This window comes from Oceanobacillus sp. FSL W7-1293, from assembly GCF_037969815.1.
Lineage (GTDB): Bacteria > Bacillota > Bacilli > Bacillales > Amphibacillaceae > Oceanobacillus > Oceanobacillus oncorhynchi.
Genome location: NZ_CP150212.1, coordinates 3,798,080 through 3,818,970, shown reverse-complemented (window position 1 = coordinate 3,818,970; position 20,891 = coordinate 3,798,080). Strand labels below are relative to the sequence as shown.

Below are 20,891 nucleotides of genomic sequence, written 5' to 3'. Positions count from 1 at the left end.
TCTATGCGACGGTTATCCACTGCTGGCCGTTATGCCGTTTTGATTAGTTTTTTGGCTATTATTATAGCCCCATTCTATTGGATAGTTATTACGTCTTTTAAACCGGCATCTGAATTGGGGGATTATCCGCCCAGTTTAATACCGGAAACTTGGACACTAGATCATTATCGGGAAGCATTAGTTGATTTTGGTTTTTTAGAAAATTTATTCAACAGTATGATTGTATCTGTATCCGCAACAATTATTGTACTAATATTTTCAAGTATGGCAGCCTTTGCTATAGCAAAACTGCCATTACCGAATAAATATCCAATGATGGTGGGATTGCTGATTCTATCGATGTTTCCTCCAGTTACCGTTGCACCAGCTATTTATATTATGCTGAATAATCTCGGCTTGTTGAACACATATACTGGACTGGTTATTCCTTATATCGCTTTTAATTTGCCTTTCGCTGTTTGGTTACTACGAAATTATTTTGTACAGATACCGACTTCGTTGCTAGAAAGTGCAAGAGTTGATGGAGCGAATGTATTTACTATTTTTTACAAAATATACCTTCCCTTAATTAAGCCAGGGTTATTTACAGCAGCAATTTTTACTTATATCGCAACATGGATTGAATTTTTCCTGGCATTAATTATAAATTCCGATCCGTCTATGCGGACGGTTTCGGTTGGTATTGCATTGTTCAGCGGACCATATTCTATTCCATACGGTACTATATTTGCTGGCTCAATCATTGCCATGCTGCCGATTGTTATATTGACAGTTATATTTAGAAAAGGAATTATTTCCGGTCTAACCGGAGGAGCAATAAAAGGATAAATTATAATATAGAAAGGGAGTTTTAAAATGTTTACACTAGAAGGAATTGAAAAGTTAAAAAAGAATAAAAGCAGGTCTATTAATCCAGAGAATCCTACTGGAGCAGCCGGAGAAGGTGGTAAAGAAGGAAGCGGTTTAGGTCCAAGCAGAAAAGGGAGACCATTGATCCAATTGAAGAGTGGAGAAACCGTGACATTGGCAGAAATAGAGGGACCGGGAACTATTCGTCATATTTGGATGACAGTAACAGATGCAACTATACACGGAAGCTTTGTACTAAGAGACCTTGTATTGCGGATGTATTGGGATGATGAAGAAACCCCATCTGTTGAATCTCCGTTGGGAGACTTCTTCTGTAATGGCTTTGGGACACGTTGTGATATTAATTCCATGCCTATTGTAGTTAATCCATCGGGAGCGATGAATTGTTATTTCCCAATGCCGTTTCGTAAAAAGGCACGTATCGTAGTAACAAATGAACATGAAGAAGATATTGATGCTTTCTTCTACACGATTAACTATACAGTGGAAGATGAAATAGACGACGATACAGCATATTTTCATGCCCAATGGCGTAGAGAAAAATATACACAGGAAGCGAAAGATTACACGGTAGTCAGTGACATCAAAGGAAAAGGGCATTATGTTGGAACCTATCTTGCTTTAACTGCACTCGAACGCTATTGGTGGGGCGAAGGAGAATTTAAATTCTATATTGATGATGATGAACAATACCCGACTATTTGCGGCACAGGTACCGAAGATTATTTTGGCGGAGCTTGGGCTTTTCATAAAAAACATAAAGATGGAGTTATTAGATCATCTACTTATAATACACCATTTTTAGGTTATGCTTTCCAATCTGCAGAGGATCATACAAGGGATAATTTCCCAACCAAGGATAGTATTCCAACGCATGGATTCGGGAGAGATGCGTTGCCAATGCATGGACTGTATCGTTGGCATTTACCTGACCCAATTCGTTTTGATGAAAAGCTGACAGTGACACTTCAACAAATAGGTAATGATGATATTAAATTGTTTGAACGTGCAGATGACATTTCATCTGTTGCATATTGGTATCAAACAATGCCGCATCAACCGTTTCCGAAATTTCCAGAAACAAAAGAGAGGCGGCCAAGGTAAGATACAGGAATAAAAAGAGAAACTTCTTAGCACAAAACAAGGAAGTTTCTCTTTTATTGAGAGTTTTCTAGCCTAATCTCTCACGGCATAACTGCAATTATTTTAATAAGAGATTTGCTAATTGCCATTAAAATAGGACTTTAGCATAGTTCATTAAATAACTATTTTTTAAATTAACTTTTAATTTTTGACTTCCTGGACTGCAATACTTAAATGTGCTATTGCTATAAGCCTACAAAGGGGTATAGAGTTATAAGTAATTCAAACATAGGCTGTTTAAAGGTATAAATTCTATTTAGCTCTGGATTGTTCAATGACTTTTTAATTTACTGACTTGCTTATTCAACAATTATGATTCAAACATTTTCTCCCGATATTCCCTTGGAGAAACAAGATGAAATTTCTTGAAAACACGGTGAAAATACGAATAAGAGCCAAAACCGCAGTTTTGCGCGATGTTTTCTAATGTCATTGTTGTATATTTCATCTGATTGATTGCAGCAGAAATCCGAATCGATTGTGCATATTCAACCATTGTTTGTCCAATATATTCTTTAAAAAGGTGGACGCACCTTGATACACTCATATTACAATAATTAGCAATATCTTTGATCGTGAACTCTTGTTTAGTTGCATTTTCTTCAATATAGCGCATCATCTTTGTAACAATATAAGGTCTATTAATGTCTGTTGATTTTTTATCCAGTGAGCGTTCTAGAGAAACACAAAGTGCACTTAGCAGATAGTGAGTTAATTTACTATTCTTTTCTTTTTCCGGTCTTCTTTCTTCAATAAAGAGAGATTGCCATAAATTTAAGACGGTGTGATCCATCGTAATTTTGGAAAGTACTGGCCTGTGGCGGAAAAGCTGATCAACTTCTTCACCTTCACAATATAAGCAATAGTCACCGCTTTGTTGGCCTTCTGCTACATGCAAATCATAGGTTTCTCCGGGTTTGACAATTAATAAATCGCCTTTTTCAATATGATGCGTTTCATTGTTTACTTTGATTTTCGCTTTACCTTCGATCTGTAATCGAAACAAATAAGAGGCATAACGAGATTTATGCATCGTGTGAAATAATTGGTTATGATAGGAATAACCGCAAAAGCTGACTTTCATATTTTTACCCCTTTTAGAGGACGATCAAAAAGTCCAATAAAAATGACACTGCGAATTTCTGCGTTGATGAGATTTTTCCGTTACTCACGTATTTAAAAGCATACGCTCCGTTCGGAAAAATTTCATCGCCTTGAACTTCTTGGTCCTTTTCATCGAACTTATTGAACCCGCTCTTTTATAATTAAATAGTTCATGTTTTCATTATATCATTTATGTTAAATTGATAGAATATCATTTATGATAATAATTAGATTATCTGTAAATGAAAGCGATTATATCCTTGTGATTTGTTTTTCTTTCTATTGGATTTATTAATCGTTACTTTACGCAAATAAGACAACTAGGAGGTACAGGAATGAATATAACTGTATGGAATGAAAATCGTCACGAAAAAACAAATGAAACCGTTGCATCCATTTACCCAAAAGGTATCCATGGCGCAATCGCCGGCTTTTTAACAGAAGCAGGGCATGACGTAACAACAGCGACATTAGACGAAGCGGAGCATGGACTAACAGAAGAAGTGCTGAATAATACAGAAGTCCTGGTTTGGTGGGGACATATGGCGCATGGTGAAGTACAGGATGACATTGTGGAACGCGTAAAACAGCGTGTATTAGAAGGAATGGGATTAATTGTTCTTCACTCCGGTCATTTCTCTAAAATCTTTAAATCTCTGATGGGGACAGGCTGTGACTTGAAATGGCGTGAATCGGATGATACAGAGCGTGTATGGAATGTAGATCCATCTCATCCCATTGCCAAAGGAATCGGCGAATACTTTGAAATTGAAAAAGAAGAAATGTATGGGGAGCATTTTGATATTCCTGCTCCAGATGAATTGGTTTTTGTCAGCTGGTTTACCGGCGGAGAGGTCTTCCGCAGCGGAGCAACATTCAAACGCGGCAGAGGGAAGATATTCTATTTCCGTCCAGGCCATGAAACCTATCCGACGTATCATCAGGCTGAGGTTCAGCAAGTAATCAAAAATGCAGTAGAATGGGCTAAGAATCAAGATACTCCAAAGCATACGTATGGGAATTATCAGCCGATTGAAAAATAAACCAAGATAGAGAGAGGAAGAGGTAAATTGAGTTTAAAAATAGCAGTTATCGGATGCGGCAGTATAGCAAAACACCGCCACCTGCCGGAATATGCAGCAAATAAACATGTAGAAATTACAGCAGTATGTGATATTGTCGGAGAACGGGCAGAAGAAGCAGCGGCTAAATATGAAGCAAAGGCATATACAGATTATCAGGAAATGTTGAAACAAGATGACATTGATGCTGTCAGCGTTTGTCTGCCAAATTACTTACATGCACCTGTCAGTGTAGATGCACTGAATGCCGGAAAGCATGTGCTTTGTGAAAAGCCGATGGCAACCTCTGCAGAAGAGGCAGATCAGATGATTGAAGCGGCAAAGCGGAGTGGAAAGAAATTAATGATCGGACATAATCAGCGTTTTGTCAACTCGCATCAAAAAGCCAGAGAACTGATTGCATCTGGAGTGGTTGGCAAGGTTTACAGCTTCCGTACCACATTCGGACATGGCGGTCCAGAAGGATGGAGCGCAGATGGCCAAGATAGCTGGTTCTTTAAAAAAGACGAAGCATTTATTGGGGCAATGGGAGATTTAGGCGTGCATAAAGCAGATTTAGTCCGTTATTTATTACAGGATGAATTTATAGAGGTCGGTGCGTTCGTGGAAACCAGTGCAAAAGAAAATGCGGATGTAGATGATAATGCGACGCTGATACTCAAATCAGAAAAAGGCACGATTGGTACATTAGCAGCCAGCTGGGCTTATACAGCAAAAGAAGATAATTCCACCATTATTTATGGAGAAAAAGCTACATTACGTTTAGAAGATGACCCGGCGTACTCTTTAGTTGTTCAATATACGAATGGCGAAACTGTAAAATACGAGCTTGGCGCCATTCAGTCCAATGATGAAGGCGGCCAGACAACGACACATGTAATCGATCATTTTATTGATTCCATTCAAAATGATACAACACCATTGATTGACGGTGAAGAAGGAAAGAAATCGCTCGCTATTATTTTAGCAGCGTTAGAATCCGTTGAAACAAAAAGAATCTATTCCTTGGAGAAGTGACAAATCATGAAGTGTTTGAAAATGGGACTAATTGGAGCAGGGGGAATAGCGGAAAACCGTCATATCCCTGTTTATCAATCATTAAGTGATAAGGTAGAAATAACAGGTGTGCAGGATGTTAACTTGGTCCGGGCTAGGGAAGTAGCGGAAAAATATGCGATTCCTCATGTATATGAAAACTATTCGGACATGCTCAAGCACGTAGATGCAGTGACTATCTGCACACCGAATAAATTTCATGAATCGATAGCAGTTGCTGCCTTAAATCAAGGGGTTCATGTTTTATGTGAGAAACCAATGGCAATGAATGCAGATGAAGGAAAGCGCATGCTGGAAGCGGCAGAAGCAAATAATAAACTATTAATGGTTGGCTATCATTATCGTTTTGTAGATTCTGTGATGCTGGCAAAAGAGTCGATGCCGGAAGTGGGAGCACCTATTGTTACGCGCGTGCAAGCCATGCGTCAAAGGAAGGTCCCGGGCTGGGGCGTATTTATAAACAAACAGCTTCAAGGCGGAGGAAGCCTGATTGACTGGGGATGCCATTTACTCGATACAGCCCTTTGGCTTGTTTCCCCTTCGAAGCCAATAGAGGTCAATGCACAAACCTATCAGTGTTTAAGTAAGCAGCCAGATCAGGTCAATGATTGGGGAAGTTATGATCATGAAGCGATTGATGTTGATGATCATGTGAGTGCTTATATCCGTTTTGATGATGGAAGCACCCTGTTATTTGAATGCTCCTGGGCCGCAAATATCAAAGCGGATAAAACACATATCTCCATATCCGGCGAAAATGGAGGGGTAAATGTCTTTCCTTATGAATTCTATCAGCCGAAGTATCATAGAATGATGGAGACACATGCCGGTACGAAGGAAGATCAACAGGAAGCGGCCCTTTTGCAGGCAGAGAATTTTGTGGATGCCTGCTTAGGAAAAGATACATTGAAAAGTAATCCAAAGGATGCATTGCTGGTAACGAAAGTCATTGATGCCATTTATGAAAGCAGTGAACAGGGAAAAAGTATCTCGATAAACTAGAGGGAGGCCAAAAAAATGAAATTAGGCGTATTTACGGTTTTATTTGCAGATAAAAAGCTGGAAGACATGCTTGATTATGTGAAAGGTGCTGGACTGGATGCGGTAGAAATAGGGACAGGCGGTAATCCCGGTACAGCGCATTGTCAAATCGATGAATTATTGGAAAGCAGTGAGAAGCGAAAGGAATTTAAAGATAAGATTGAATCACGCGGGCTAACCATCAGCGCATTCAGCTGTCATGATAATCCTGTTTCCCCAAACAAAGCTCAGGCAAAAGCCAGCCATGATACATTTATCAAAACGGTGCGTTTGGCAGAGATGCTGGATGTTCCGGTTGTTAATACATTTTCCGGTACGCCGGGTTCTAATGAAGATTCGAAATATCCTAATTGGCCGGTAACCCCTTGGCCGACGGAATACGCCGATATCTTAAAATGGCAATGGGAAGAAAAATTGATTCCGTATTGGAAAGAGCAGGGGCAATTTGCAGAAGACCATGGTGTTAAAGTAGGCTTGGAGCTGCATGCCGGTTTTCTTGTCCATACACCGCATACGATGCTAAAACTGCGGGAAGCAACAAACAATGCGATTGGTGCGAACCTGGATCCGAGTCATTTATGGTGGCAGGGAATTGATCCGGTAGCAGCAATCAAGATTCTGGGTAAAGCTGGTGCCATTCATCATTTCCATGCCAAGGATACGTATATTGACCAGGATAATGTGAATATGTACGGGCTGACTGATATGCAGCCTTATGGAGAAGTGCAGACCCGTGCCTGGACTTTCCGTTCCGTAGGGTATGGGCACAGTATTCAGGAATGGTCGAATATTGTGAGCGCGCTTCGGACATATGGCTATGATTATGTGATTAGTATAGAGCATGAAGACCCGATTATGTCGGTTGAAGAAGGTTTTCAAGCTGCAGTGAAGAACTTAAAACAGGTGAATATCGTGGAGCCTCCAGCTTCGATGTGGTGGGCTTAAAACAAAAACACTGAGAATATAACTAGCTAAAAATAAAAAAAGGAATTTCGCATCTTATGTTATGTGAAATTCCTCTTTTATATCTTATAAAAATAATATGCTTTCTGCGGTCTATTGTCATTAATGCAAATCCTAATACATTTCCATTTTTATTACAAGATATCTTTCAGTTACTTCTACCCTATATAATTTCATAATGAAAAAATTAAGCCCTTATTTTTACTATTTATTTTAAATAACACTCAGTGAAAGAAATTAGAAAATAATATTATATCACTAGATAATCCTAATTTTGTAACTTTAAAATAAGGAAATCATTAGCTGGCACTTCTATGCGTAAATTATTATTTTTAATGGACATTTTCTTTTGATTCCATAGATTAAAAACATGATTAGTAGAAGTACAGTCAAGTGACACCTCAGCCGGTTGATTCGCAGGATTTATAAAAAAGTGAATAGAGCTATCTTCAACCGTTCGGATAAAATGAAAATAATAGACATTTTCTTTTGGCTGAATAATAGATAGCTTCCCTTGTGTAAATGCTTTTTCAGTAAATCGCAGTTGAATAAATTGTTTAATAAAGTTTTTTAGAGAGGTATTTTGATCCTCCTCGTCCCATACCATGCATTTTCTACATTCGGGATCTTCTCCCCCAGTCATCCCAATTTCATCACCATAATACACACAAGGTGTTCCAGGGAAAGAGAATAACAGAGCATACAATAGACGAACCTTTTTAATATCCCCGCCGCATTCTGTCAAAACTCTAGGAGTATCATGACTGTCGAGCAGGTTAAAGGCCACTTCATTACTGTTTTCCATATAAGAAGCATAAGATTTGGATAATCGGTCAGCAAATTGTTTAGTATCAATCTTTTCTTTGGCAATATAATCTAAACCTGCCAAGGTAAATGGATAGTTCATGACTGCATCAAACTGGTCTCCTTCCAACCATGGGAGTGCATCATGCCATATTTCTCCAAGAATATATAAGTCAGGTTTAATCGATTTAACTCTCTTGCGAAATGCTTTCCAGAAGGAATGATCTACTTCATTTGCTACATCCAGACGCCAGCCGTCAATATCAAATTCTTCAATCCAGTAAGCGGCAACATCTAAAAAGTAAGAACGGACTTCCGGGTTCTCAGTGTTTAGCTTTGGCATTGATTCAACATATCCAAATGTATCATAGTTAGGTGGATAAACATCTTTTACTGGAAATTCATGCAGATGAAACCAATCTTTGTATTTTGATTTCTCTTGATTTTCCAACACATCCTGAAAAGGACCAAAGTACAGACCGCTATGATTAAATACAGCATCCAGCATCACACGGATTCCTCTTTGATGACATTCATCCACAAGCTTTTTAAACGTTTCTTTGTCTCCGAATTGCGGATCAATTTCCATATAGTCAATGGTATCGTATTTGTGGTTGGAATATGCTTTAAAAATAGGAGTCAGATAGATCCCGTTTATTCCCAAATCAGTTAAGTAATCCAAATTGTTAATGATACCTTCAAAATCCCCGCCAAAAAAGTTGTCTAAGGCAGGTGCTTCACTAGCCCAGGGCAAAACCTTCTCCGGATCATTTTTCTTATTTCCATTTGCAAACCGGTCCGGGAAAATTTGATACCACACTGTCTCTTTCACCCAATCAGGTGTTTTAAAAATATCAATTGGATTGATGAATGGAAAACAAAAATAGTAGGATATATCGTCAGTTTCTATATTTGGATAAAACCCTTTTTCTGTATAAATTAATGTATTCTTCCCATCGCTTATTTCAAAACCATATCTTAAGCGTCTCGTAGGCACATCAAGTTCAATGAACCAGTAATCAAATAAGTCATCTGAAGCGGAAATAGACATCGGCTTTTTCTTATAAGTCCATTTTTTTTTCTTCCAATCATAGGGATCACCGTAAATCAAACTTACTTTGTTTGCATCTTTTTTCTTCGTCTTCAGCCGAATATGCAATGTTTTCTCTTTGTAAGCGTAAGCAAAATTTCCTTTCGGTCTATGGTATATGGCTTCTTTTAACATGGAACTCCTCCTTAAAAATAAACAACCCCTGCTTTCTGGTTAAGAAAACAGGGGTTGTTGTTATGACAAAGCATTGCCCTTAAATTTTTAGTGAAACATGAAGTAGTTAAATATATTATTGGCAAAAAGCTATCATAAGTCAAGAGGAAAATAAAATAGAATTTTTTCTTTTGGAAAAAATGACTATTTTTCTAACATTTATCCATTCAACAAGAAAATATTTTTTGAAACCCCTTGCAAAAAAATATGTAATAGATTAGTATTAATTTTAGAATATTTGTGCAAACGTTTGCGCAAATGTGAAATAAAAAAAGGAGTTGGGAATATGAGAGGGAAAGTTCGTTTCTTTGCATTAATTTCTTTTTTGTTTGTTCTAATTTTAGGAGCATGTGCACCTGACAGAGAAGAACCTGGAGAAGAAAGTGCTGGCGGAGAAGAGGAAAAACCAGAAGAACTGGTGATTTGGATGAATGATCAAGATGAGCAAATGGAAGCTATTAATGAGATTGTAGAGAGGTACGAAGAACAGGAAGGCATTTCAGTTAGGGTAGAAGGGCAACCAATGGTTGAACAATTACAGCAGTTATCATTAGCTGGACCTGAAGGAAATGGGCCAGATTTGTTCTATCAGCCACATGACCAAATTGGAAATATTGTTGCGCAAGGACTAGCAGAACCTCTTGATGTTACTGATGATGAATTAAATAGATATGTAGATGCAGCAGTAGACGCTGTTACTTATACTTATGATGATGAAACAGATATATATGGATTACCTGCAGTTATTGAAACATACGGTATTTTTTATAATACAAGTATAGTTGGTGAAGCTCCAGAAACAATGGAAGATGTGTTAGGCATTCTTGAAGAACATACAAACGCTTCTAATGACGAATATGGATTTTTAATGAGACCAAATGATTTCTATTTTGCTTATCCGTTCTTAGTAAACTATGGCGGTTATATCTTTGGTGGAGAAGCTGGAAATTATGATGTAACAGATGTAGGTTTAGCAAATGATGGCGCAATTGAAGGCGGAGAATTTTATCAAGAATTTTTTGGGCCTGGGAAAATCCCTGCAGGTACAAATGCAGATGTAATTGACGGATTGTTTACGGAAGGGAAAATAGGTGCAGTTATAAATGGACCATGGAGTATTCCGGTTTATGAAAACGCTTTAGGTGATGATTTAGGATTTGCTCCTTTCCCACAAATAAATAATGAGCCAAGCGCTACATTTGTAGGTGTTAAATCTTGGATGGTTTCATATTATTCAGAGAATAAGGATTGGGCTCAAGATTTAGCAATGTTTATTACAAATGAAGAGAACCAACAAACTTATTATGATATTGCAGGAGAGTTACCTCCGAATGAAGAGGCTTTAAATAATATCGAAGATCCTATGTATGCAGACTTTGCTGAACAAATTGAGTTTGGCGTCCCAATGCCGAGTTCCCCGGAAATGGCTCAGGTGTGGGAACCGATGCAAAATGCATTACAATTCCTGGCTGAAGGGCAAGATGCCCAAGAAGTGTTAGAAGAAGCTGTAGATCAGATTAATAATAATATACAATCTGCAGGCGGAGGAGAATAATAAAAAAAGAGGAGATAAGCTCCTCTTTTTAATTTAAACAAACTGCATATAAAAGAGGTTTTATTATGTACATTAACTTAAAGTTGAAGGAGGGGGAAGGTTGACTACTCCAGAAAAAAAGCCAAAAAAGAATTTTCAAAAACATAATCCTGCTATTGCTACTATACTTTCCATATTATTTGCAGGGTTAGGTCAGTTATATAACCGCAGATACATTAAAGGAGCTATCTTTATTGTTATCGAAGGGGCATTTCTATTTGCATTTTTAGAGGCGATAAATTATGGCCTTTGGGGTTTACGTACATTAGGTACTATCCCAGGGGTTGACCATTCCATTCGATTACTCGTATTAGGAGTATTGTCTTTAATTGTTACAGTGATAGCAATTACACTTTATGTGTTTAATGTGCTCGATGCTAGAAAACAAGCCCAAAAAATAAAAAAGGGATGGGTACCATTAAGTTTTAAACAAGTTATTAAAGAAGTTTATGACTATTCGTTCCCTTATATTATTACTTTTCCAGGTTTATTCTTAATGATTTTTGTTGTTATTTTTCCTTTATTGTTTTCTCTGTTATTAGCATTCACAAATTATGATTTATACCATTCCCCGCCACGGAACTTAGTAGACTGGGTCGGTTTGGATAACTTCAAAAACTTATTTACTGTTCCAATTTGGCAAGAAACCTTTTTCAGTGTATTTGTCTGGACCATTGTCTGGACGGTAGTTGCTACAACGTTACAGATTGCTTTAGGTTTCTTTCTAGCAGTATTGGTAAATGACGAAAGACTAAAATTTAAAAAATTAATTAGGACAATTTTAATTTTGCCATGGGCTGTTCCAGCGTTTGTGACCATTCTTGTATTTGCTGCGATGTTTAATGATGATTTTGGAGCGATTAACCGAGATATTATTATTCCTTTATTTGGCGGGGATGGGGTGGCTTGGCTGAGTGACCCGCTCTATAGCCGGGTAGCTATTATTATGGTACAAACATGGCTCGGGTTTCCATTTATCTTTGCACTATTTACAGGGATACTACAAAGCATTTCAAAAGATTGGTACGAAGCAGCAGATATTGATGGGGCTTCACGGATTCAAAAATTCAAAAATATTACGTTTCCTCATGTTATGTTTGCGACTGCGCCATTATTGATCATGCAATATGCTCAAAACTTTAATAATTTTAACGTCATTTATTTATTTAATGAAGGCGGTCCTGCTGTACGAGGACAGAATGCTGGCGGTACGGATATTCTGATATCTTGGGTCTATAAATTAACTTTTGATACAAATAATTACTCAATGGCAGCTGTTATTTCAATTATTATGGGATTAATTGTATCAGGATTTGCTTTTTACCAATTCCGTAGAACAAGATCTTTTAAAGAAGAAGGTGACATTTAATGAATTCAAAATTAAAATCGAAACTAGAATTAACTGCTATTTATCTCATATTGGCAGTTGTTGCCGTTGTTATTTTTTATCCGCTTCTTTGGACAATTGGTATGTCACTGAATCAGGGTACAAGTCTGTATTCTTCTAGTATTATTCCAGATAATTTTTCATTGGAACATTATCAATGGCTATTCAGTCCGGAAAGTGATTATCTATTATGGTATAAAAATTCGTTAATTGTTGCTTTCGCCAACGCTGTTGGAAGTGTTGTTTTGACAGCATTTGTTGCTTATGCTTTTTCAAGGTTTAAATTTGTAGGACGTAAAAATGGACTATACATCTTTTTGCTTTTACAAATGTTCCCAGTAATGATGGCGATGGTAGCACTATACATTTTCTTAAATATGATTGGATTATTAGATTCTTTAACAGGATTAATTTTAATTTATTTAGGAGGACAAATACCATTTAATGCCTGGCTTGTAAAAGGGTATTTTGATACGATTCCAAAGGAACTGGATGAAGCAGCTAAAATCGATGGAGCAGGACCTATTAGGATTTTTTGGAGTATTCTTTTACCACTGGCAAAACCAATTCTAGCAGTGGTTGCTTTATTTAATTTTATGGCTCCATTATTTGATTTCTTACTTCCTTCTATTGTGTTATCCAGTGAAGAGAATTATACATTAGCTGTAGGGTTGTATAATTTTATTAATGATCAGTTCGCTAATAATTTTACTAGATTTGCAGCAGGTTCTGTATTAATTGCTGTACCAATTGCAACAATTTATTTGTTCTTGCAACGATTCTTAATTTCTGGTTTGGCTTCAGGCGGTACAAAAGGCTAGGGTATAGGTTAAAATATAAGAAAGGATATTATATATAATGTTTTAATCTAAATTTGTATAAACCAGCTAATTAGAGGGTGATAAAAATTGTTACTATTAAGGATATAGCAAAGGCTACCGGATGTTCTCCATCCACCGTATCACGAGTGATTGCTAATAATTCGAGGATTAGCGAGAAAACAAAGCAAAAAGTTAGAAAAGCAATGCATGATTTAGGTTATCATCCTAATCTAACCGCAAGAAACTTAGTTGTACAGTCAACAAAGACAATTGGTGTCATTATGCCTTCCTCCGCAGATAAATCTCTGCAAAATCCATTTTTTGCAGAGGTTTTAAGAGGAATAGGTTCTTATTTTCATCAAGAACAATTTTCAATACTTTTATCAACTGGCCAGACAGAACAAGAAAAGTTTAAAGAAGTTGAAAGAATGGTTTTAGGAAAGTATGTGGACGGAATAATTTTACTTTATTCCCGTTTAAATGATCCAATTATAGATTTCTTAAAAGAGAAAGATTTTCCATTTGTTATAGTAGGAAAACCTTTAGAGTATAAAAATGAAATTGTTCATGTAGATAACGACAACATAAAAGCAGGAAAAGATATTACCGCGTATTTAATAGAAAATGGGCACAGTCGTATTTCCTTTATTGGAGGAGCAGCTGATCTTGTTGTAACTATTGATCGGCAAAAGGGTTATGAAATGGCTTTGGAGGAAGCTGCGATTCCTGTGCTAAAAGAATATGCGCTTCATACAGAATTTTTAAAGTCTGGCGGCAGAGAGGCTGTGGAACAAATTTTAAAACTTGAAGTTAAGCCGGATGCAATTGTTGTAAGTGATGACTTAATTAGTGTTGGTGTTATTAGCATGTTAGAGGAATATGGACTTAAAGTTCCTGAAGATATCTCGTTGGTTAGTTTCAATAATATTTATTTTTCAGAGATTATAAAACCAGCGCTGACAACTGTCGATATTCAAATTTATCAGCTAGGTGTAGAATCAGCAAAAGCAATTATTAAAATGTGCATGAATCAGAAGCTAACTAGAAAAAGGATTATAATTCCACACGATATTGTTTACCGTGAATCTGTTCGCTTAAAAAAGTGAAAAAATATAAATTTTAATAGAACTTTTTCATTTCTTTGTAAATATACTTTATATTGTTATTTTAGCGATTTGGACAGATAAAAAGTGTTTATTTTGAGTGTGAAAAACAGTATAAAAAATAAATGAATTTATCTTTTAATATATCTGATTGAATTTATGGACAAATTATCAAATATGATAGTATCGAATAAAACCTATACTATTTTATTCATGTCTTAATTGAATATTAATTAGTATTGCCAATTAAATTAAATAGGTGTCGCTATATATAATATTTGGCTTTTTTTTTTCTGATTAATAACGATTATGATAAGTGTAATCGTTATTTTTTTGATGAGTTTGATTTTTCTGTTTTATAGAGTCTTTTTATTTGTTTATTAATGTTATTATAATACTATAGACTTATTTTGATTTAAGCGAAAAACATGCAAAGTGATCGAAGAAAGGAAGTCAAAAAATGAATAAAAAATGGTGGAAAGAAGCAACAGCGTATCAAATTTACCCAAGAAGCTTTATGGATTCCAATGGAGATGGTATTGGCGACATTCAGGGCATTATTTCCAAATTGGATTACTTAAAGGACTTAGGAATCGATGTTATCTGGGTAAGCCCTGTCTATCAATCTCCGAATGACGACAACGGCTATGATATCAGTGATTATCAAGCGATTGCGGAAGAGTTTGGGACCATGGCAGACTTTGATGAGCTGCTTGAAAAAACGCATCAAAAAGGCATGCGCCTGATTATGGATTTAGTTATCAACCATACCTCTGATGAGCACCCGTGGTTTATCGAGTCCAGATCCTCGAAGGATAATCCATACCGTGACTATTATATTTGGCATCCCGGGAAAAAGAATGAAGAGGAGCCAAATAATTGGGAATCTATTTTTGGCGGCTCCGCCTGGAAGTATGATGGGCAGACAAAAGAATACTTTATGCATATTTTTTCTGAAAAACAGCCTGATTTAAATTGGGAATATGAAGCAGTACGCAACGATTTATATAAAATGGTCAACTGGTGGCTGGATAAGGGAATTGACGGATTTCGTGTGGATGCCATCTCCCATATTAAAAAGAAACCCGGTTTTCCAGATATGCCGAACCCGAAGAAGAAAAAATATGTTCCTTCCTTTAAAGGTCATATGAATCAGGAGGGAATCCATGAATTTCTGCAGGAGTTTAAAAAAGCAACGCTGAATCACTATGATATTATGACTGTCGGGGAAGCTAACGGCGTGAAGCTTTCACAGGCAGATGACTGGGTCGGCGAAAAGCATGGCGTGTTTGATATGATTTTTCAATTTGACCATCTCAACCTCTGGGAGCGTGAAACAGGGGAAGGGCTTGATTTAGAAGAGCTGAAGGACGTGTTTACGACTTGGCAGAAAGGGCTGGAGAAAGCGGGCTGGAATGCATTGTTTTTAGAAAATCATGATCAGCCGCGTTCTGTTTCTAGCTGGGGAGACCCGGAAAAGTATCATGCAGCTTCAGCAAAAGCTTTCGCTGTACTATATTTTATGATGCAGGGGACGCCATTTATTTATCAGGGGCAGGAAATTGGAATGACGAATGCGCCATTTGAATCAATTGAGGAATATGATGCTGTGGATTCCAAGAATTTTTATAAGGAGCAGCTGGAAAAAGGTGTTCCGAAAGAGCAAATATTGGCTGCATTAGCTAAGACGAGCCGAGACCATTCACGTACACCAATGCAGTGGAACGATGGAGCAAATGCCGGTTTTACAACAGGGGTGCCATGGATGAAAGTGAATCCAAATTATTCAGATGTGAACGTAGAAGAGCAGCAAAGCAAGACTGATTCTATTTTAAATTTTTATAAACAGCTGATTGCATTACGGAAACAAGAGCAGGGACTCATCTATGGAAATTATAATCTTGTGATAGCGGAGCATCCAGATATATATGCATATACGCGGACATATCAAGAAGATAAGTGGCTTATCCTGGTAAACGTTTTTGGAAAAGCAACGGAATATAAACTACCAGGAAAATTAAGGGATAAAAATTTAAAACTGCTAATCAATAATTACGAAGAAGCAGCGCTTGGGAAACTCAAACCTTATCAAGCTGTTATCTATCAAATTAGCTAAAGAAAAACAGGCTCGTGCAGAGATTGCGCGGCCTGTTTTTCTTTAGATTAATCAATCATCTGTAAAATACTTGTCGATTCATGCGAAATTTACCTTCCGAGGGACTTCATAATTTATGAATTTTACCGATATTAATAGTAGGTACAATGGAAAACGGGAGGATACATATGGATAAAACATCAGTCATAGGATTAATATTAGGACTAATTGCTATCGGTGTAGGGATGGTATTAAAAGGTGCAGAAATAAGCGCATTGCTTGAGCCGGCAGCATTTCTTATCATTCTATTAGGAACAGTTGCAGCAGTTACAATTGCCTTCCCGGGAAGTGTGTTGAAAAAAGTCCCGGCATTATTTAAAAAATTATTTTTTGAAGAGAAACAAACAGATTCCAAAGAACTTATTGTCTTATTCATGGATTGGGCAGATCAAACACGTAAAGAAGGGCTGCTTTCTTTAGAGAATCAAGTAAGTGAAGTGAATGACCCCTTTCTTTCATCGGGTCTGCAATTAGCCATTGATGGACAGTCACCGGATTTTATCAAAGATGTCATGATTGAAAAAATAGAAGCAATGGAGCAGCGGCATGAAGAAGGTGCTGCCATTTTTTCGCAGGCTGGTACCTATGCTCCGACGCTGGGAGTGCTTGGTGCAGTAATTGGATTGATTGCAGCGCTAGCGGATATGTCTGATATCGATGCGTTGGGACATGCCATTTCAGCAGCCTTTGTGGCAACATTGCTGGGGATTTTCACAGGTTACGTACTATGGCATCCATTTGCTAATAAATTACGTGAAAAATCGAAGCGGGAAGTAATGCAAAAAGAATTGATCGTTGAAGGCGTCTTATCTATTACAACAGGCGATTCCCGATTAATCGTGCAGGAAAAATTAGGTTCTTTACTTTCTTCTAAAGAACTGGCAGAACTGCAGAAGAGGGATAGCGATGGCTAGAAGAAAAAGAAAGAAAAAACAATCACATGTAGATGAATCTTGGCTGCTTCCTTATTCCGATTTATTAACGTTATTAGTAGCCTTATTTATTGTTTTATTTGCTTCCAGCGATGTCAATGTGGAAAAATATTTCCAGCTTGCTAACGTCTTTCGTGATGAATTATCGTCCGGGTCAGGAACAGGTCTCTTGGATTATGAGTCCGAACCAATTCCACCCAGTATGGAAGAAGGACGGGACGAGGATGATTATATGGAAGAAGGCACAGATGATGAGGAAGGAAGCGAAGAAGAAGGAATTGATGAAGCGGATTTAGAAGGGGAACAGGAGCTTCTCAGGCTCAGGCAGGTCGAGGAAGAAATTAATATATATATTGAAGAAGCAGGCCTCACGGAAGAATTTGGAACAACATTAACCGGTGAAGGACTGCTTGTTACAATGCGTAATGATATCCTGTTTGATTCTGGAAGTGCAGTGGTTAAACAGGAAGGGGTGCAAGTTGCAGAAGATGTTTCTCAAATCCTGCATACAGAACCCCCGCATCAGGTTGTTATCAGCGGGCATGCCGATGATGTTCCGATTCACAATGCAGCGTTTGAATCAAACTGGGAATTAAGTGTGACACGAGCAATGAACTTTATGCAGATTTTGATGCAAAATGATGATCTTGACCCTACTTTGTTTAGCGTGAAGGGCTATGGAGAGTTTGAGCCGGCTTTTCCCAATGATACAGAAGAAGACAGAGCAAGGAACAGACGTGTAGAAGTTCTGGTTTTACCTAATTACGAGATCAATGTTCCGGAAGAAACAAATGAAGATTAGAATAGAGGGGAAGTCTTATGGATACGCAACAATATTTGGATATTTTCTTAGATGAAAGCCAGGAGCATTTACAGTCAATCAATGATTTTATATTGAAGTTAGAAGAAGACCCTTCTAACTTGGAGTATGTACATGAGATATTCCGCTCTGCACATACGTTAAAAGGGATGGCAGCAACCATGGGGTATGATGATATCGCCTCATTGACGCATAAAATGGAGAATGTACTGGACCTGATTCGTAATGAAGAATTAATGACAAACACGGAAATCATCGATACGTTATTTATGTCTATTGATGACCTGGAGGATATGGTTGACTCTGTCCGCAATGGCGGAGATGGTAAAAAAGATGTCAGTGAACATGTAAAAAAGCTGGAAGCGATTGAAAAAGGGGAAAATATTTCTGAATCTGCGGCAACTGTAGCAGCAGAGAAAAAGGAAGATACAGGAAATTACTTCAAAGCTTCCGATTTAGATGAATTTCAGTTCACGGTTGTTCAGCAGGCCAAGGAGCAAGGGATGATTCTCTATGATTTAAAAGTAACGTTTGAAGCGAGCTGTATTTTAAAAGGTGCCCGGGCGTTTATGGTGTTTGAAGTATTAGAGAACTTGGGAGAAATCATCCGTACTTCCCCGACTGTGGAAGAGATTGAGGAAGGAGCATTTGATTCAGGATTTACACTTTTATTTTTGACAGATCAAGAGCCGGACGCCTTGGTGGAAGCAGTGAAAAATGTATCCGAAGTGGAAACGGTTGAAGCACATGTAATCGAAACGGATGAAACGGCGCCCGATACGCAAGAACAGACAGGAGAAAAACCAGCAAAGAAAGAAATCGTGCAGGCAAATAAAAAAACGGTCAGTGAAAAGGTGACAGAGGTACCAGCGAAGAAGTCTGAATCAAAGGCAGAAGTGTCGAAAAATAAAGAGGCTGCGCAAAATAACGGAAAGAAAACTGCTTCTAAGAATATCCGGGTAAATCTCGATAAGATTGATAATCTTTTAAACTTATTTGAAGAGGTTGTGATTGATAGAAGCCGGCTTGAAGTGCTTGTTTCCTCAATAGACAATAGTGATTTAAGAGAGACTGTGGAGCATTTAAGCAGAGTAAGTTCGGATATGCAATCGCTGATTCTGGCGATGCGGATGGTTCCAATCGAGCAGGTTTTCAACCGTTTTCCAAGAATGATCCGTCAATTATCCAAAGATTTAAATAAAAAAATTGCCCTGGAAATAAAAGGTGCAGAAACAGAAGTAGATCGCACAGTCATTGACGAGATTGGAGATCCGCTGGTCCATCTGATTCGTAATTCGTGTGATCATGGAATTGAAAGCCCGGAGAAGCGGGTTGCGAGCAATAAGCCGGAGGAAGGCAAGCTCGTATTACGTGCTTACCACAGCGGAAATCATGTTTTTGTCGAAATTGAAGATGATGGTGCAGGAATCAACCGCGAAAAAGTATCGGAAAAAGCGATTGAAAATAATATTATTACACCTCAAGAAGCCGAAGAGTTAACCGATGATCAAGTTGCAGCGTTAATTATGAGTTCAGGATTCAGTACAGCTGATACGATTTCCGATGTATCGGGACGCGGTGTTGGCTTAGATGTTGTAAAAAATAAAATTGAAGCATTAGGCGGTAAAATTTCCGTAACAACCATGACAGGGAAAGGAAGCACCTTTTCCATCCAGCTGCCTTTGACCTTATCGATTATTACTACCATGCTTGTCCATGTTAAGAAGGAAACCTTAGCGATACCATTAACTTCTATTTTAGAGACGATTATGCTTCCTAAAGAAAAGATTATGTGTGCGCAAGGAGCAGATGTTATCGATTATCGCGGTAAAATTATACCTGTCTTGTCTTTAGGCAAGGTGCTAAAGGTTCCTGATTATGATACGGAAGCAGATCGTTATTCTACTGTAATCATCAAAAAGGGAGAAAAACTGCTGGGATTGATTGTTGATGAATTGATTGGTCAGCAGGAAGTTGTATTAAAATCGCTCGGGAATTATCTTGGAGAAGTATTTGCCGTATCAGGAGCAACCATATTAGGTGATGGTGAGGTCGCTTTGATTATTGATCCTAATGCGCTGATTGATTAAAGCGCATTTAAAGAAAGGGGGGAAAGTAAATGGATACAGAGAAACATATTATATTCAGATTAAAAGAACAGACCTTTGCTGTTCATGTGCAGCAAATCGTTTCCATAGAGCGGGCATTATCTCTAACAGAGATACCGCGTACTCCTGGTTTTATGAAAGGTGTTACGGAAATGCGGGGAGTAATGACTCCTATTATTGATTTACGTGAAAGATTGAATCTCGGCGGCGTTGATATCACAGACCAGACGAGAACACTCGTGGTACAAGTTGATGAGATGCAAATTGGGATGGTGGTTGACCAGGCAACAGAGGTAAAGGATATACCAGCTTCCTTCATTAAATCTGCCCCTAAGCTTGTCGGTGAGATAAAGGATACCTTTTTATTAGGTGTAGCAACAATTGACGATGAACTTATTTTGCTATTAGATTTGGAACAGATTATTCAATTCACCGAAAAGAACCAGCTTCAGGAAATCATCAATGATATAGATGAATCTGGGGAAACTATTGAAAGCTAGCTATTTAGAAGGCACTTAATTAGAAATATCTGATTAGGTGTTTTCTTTTTGAAAACGAGAAAAAGAGTATTTCCTGGGAAATATAATAGGAAAATTTGTAGAAACAGCAGTTTTTTAATAATCTTATGGATGCACCAAGCTGCG

The 20,891-nt window shown here is 37.7% G+C and carries 17 protein-coding genes; 15 read left to right on the top strand and 2 right to left on the bottom strand.

All coding sequences use genetic code 11. The annotated features are described in order from the left end of the window. Window positions 1-3 precede the first annotated feature (3 nt). Both MKY65_RS18735 and MKY65_RS18730 read left to right on the top strand, forming a co-directional pair. Window positions 4-828: a carbohydrate ABC transporter permease gene (locus tag MKY65_RS18735; protein WP_339179504.1), complete on the top strand. Its 825-nt coding sequence runs from the start codon at window positions 4-6 to the stop codon at window positions 826-828. Between the two features lie 27 nt (window positions 829-855). Beyond that, entirely contained in the window at window positions 856-1,974 is a 1,119-nt protein-coding gene (locus tag MKY65_RS18730; protein ID WP_339179502.1) for a glycoside hydrolase family 172 protein, read from the top strand. 349 nt (window positions 1,975-2,323) lie between these two features. On the opposite strand, the gene MKY65_RS18725 is transcribed toward MKY65_RS18730, so the two are convergent. Continuing rightward, window positions 2,324-3,097, bottom strand: coding sequence for an AraC family transcriptional regulator (locus tag MKY65_RS18725; RefSeq protein WP_339179500.1), 774 nt, complete (start codon window positions 3,095-3,097; stop codon window positions 2,324-2,326). Between the two features lie 355 nt (window positions 3,098-3,452). Here MKY65_RS18725 and MKY65_RS18720 point away from each other — a divergent pair, with 355 nt between their 5' ends. Genes MKY65_RS18720 through MKY65_RS18705 form a run of 4 tightly spaced genes read left to right on the top strand, consistent with a single transcriptional unit; the run spans window position 3,453 to window position 7,241 of the window. Further along, on the top strand, window positions 3,453-4,160 hold the full coding sequence (locus tag MKY65_RS18720) for a ThuA domain-containing protein (protein ID WP_339179499.1): 708 nt from the start codon (window positions 3,453-3,455) through the stop codon (window positions 4,158-4,160). A 27-nt stretch (window positions 4,161-4,187) separates the two neighbouring features. Further along, entirely contained in the window at window positions 4,188-5,216 is a 1,029-nt protein-coding gene (locus MKY65_RS18715; protein ID WP_339179497.1) for a Gfo/Idh/MocA family oxidoreductase, read from the top strand. A 6-nt stretch (window positions 5,217-5,222) separates the two neighbouring features. Next, window positions 5,223-6,257, top strand: coding sequence for a Gfo/Idh/MocA family oxidoreductase (locus tag MKY65_RS18710; protein WP_339179496.1), 1,035 nt, complete (start codon window positions 5,223-5,225; stop codon window positions 6,255-6,257). A 15-nt stretch (window positions 6,258-6,272) separates the two neighbouring features. Continuing rightward, on the top strand, window positions 6,273-7,241 hold the full coding sequence (locus MKY65_RS18705) for a sugar phosphate isomerase/epimerase (protein WP_339179495.1): 969 nt from the start codon (window positions 6,273-6,275) through the stop codon (window positions 7,239-7,241). 286 nt (window positions 7,242-7,527) lie between these two features. Here MKY65_RS18705 and MKY65_RS18700 read toward each other — a convergent pair whose 3' ends face one another. After that, window positions 7,528-9,288 carry a glycoside hydrolase family 13 protein gene (locus MKY65_RS18700; protein WP_339179493.1) on the bottom strand — a complete coding sequence of 587 codons (1,761 nt, stop codon included), beginning with the start codon at window positions 9,286-9,288 and terminating at the stop codon, window positions 7,528-7,530. 325 nt (window positions 9,289-9,613) lie between these two features. Here MKY65_RS18700 and MKY65_RS18695 point away from each other — a divergent pair, with 325 nt between their 5' ends. The 9 genes from MKY65_RS18695 (at window position 9,614) to MKY65_RS18655 (ending at window position 20,747) form a co-directional block, all read left to right on the top strand. Continuing rightward, window positions 9,614-10,882: an extracellular solute-binding protein gene (locus MKY65_RS18695; protein ID WP_339179491.1), complete on the top strand. Its 1,269-nt coding sequence runs from the start codon at window positions 9,614-9,616 to the stop codon at window positions 10,880-10,882. Between the two features lie 100 nt (window positions 10,883-10,982). Continuing rightward, window positions 10,983-12,290 (top strand): ABC transporter permease subunit, encoded by a 1,308-nt coding sequence (locus MKY65_RS18690; RefSeq protein WP_339179490.1) that lies wholly within the window; start codon window positions 10,983-10,985, stop codon window positions 12,288-12,290. Continuing rightward, window positions 12,290-13,129: a sugar ABC transporter permease gene (locus MKY65_RS18685; RefSeq protein WP_339179488.1), complete on the top strand. Its 840-nt coding sequence runs from the start codon at window positions 12,290-12,292 to the stop codon at window positions 13,127-13,129. The genes MKY65_RS18690 and MKY65_RS18685 overlap by 1 nt, the downstream gene beginning before the upstream one ends. Window positions 13,130-13,215: 86 nt before the next feature. Then, window positions 13,216-14,235, top strand: a complete 1,020-nt coding sequence (locus tag MKY65_RS18680) for a LacI family DNA-binding transcriptional regulator (RefSeq protein WP_339185305.1) — start codon at window positions 13,216-13,218, stop codon at window positions 14,233-14,235. Between the two features lie 457 nt (window positions 14,236-14,692). Then, window positions 14,693-16,348 carry an alpha-glucosidase gene (locus MKY65_RS18675; protein WP_339179486.1) on the top strand — a complete coding sequence of 552 codons (1,656 nt, stop codon included), beginning with the start codon at window positions 14,693-14,695 and terminating at the stop codon, window positions 16,346-16,348. A gap of 167 nt (window positions 16,349-16,515) precedes the next feature. Then, window positions 16,516-17,301 (top strand): flagellar motor stator protein MotA, encoded by a 786-nt coding sequence (motA, locus tag MKY65_RS18670; protein ID WP_339179485.1) that lies wholly within the window; start codon window positions 16,516-16,518, stop codon window positions 17,299-17,301. Next, entirely contained in the window at window positions 17,294-18,121 is an 828-nt protein-coding gene (motB, locus tag MKY65_RS18665) for a flagellar motor protein MotB (protein ID WP_339179482.1), read from the top strand. The genes motA and motB overlap by 8 nt, the downstream gene beginning before the upstream one ends. A gap of 17 nt (window positions 18,122-18,138) precedes the next feature. Further along, complete coding sequence (locus MKY65_RS18660) at window positions 18,139-20,229, top strand: chemotaxis protein CheA (protein WP_339179481.1); 2,091 nt, start codon at window positions 18,139-18,141, stop codon at window positions 20,227-20,229. Window positions 20,230-20,258: 29 nt separating this feature from the next. Continuing rightward, window positions 20,259-20,747: a chemotaxis protein CheW gene (locus MKY65_RS18655; RefSeq protein WP_339179479.1), complete on the top strand. Its 489-nt coding sequence runs from the start codon at window positions 20,259-20,261 to the stop codon at window positions 20,745-20,747. Window positions 20,748-20,891: the final 144 nt, after the last annotated feature.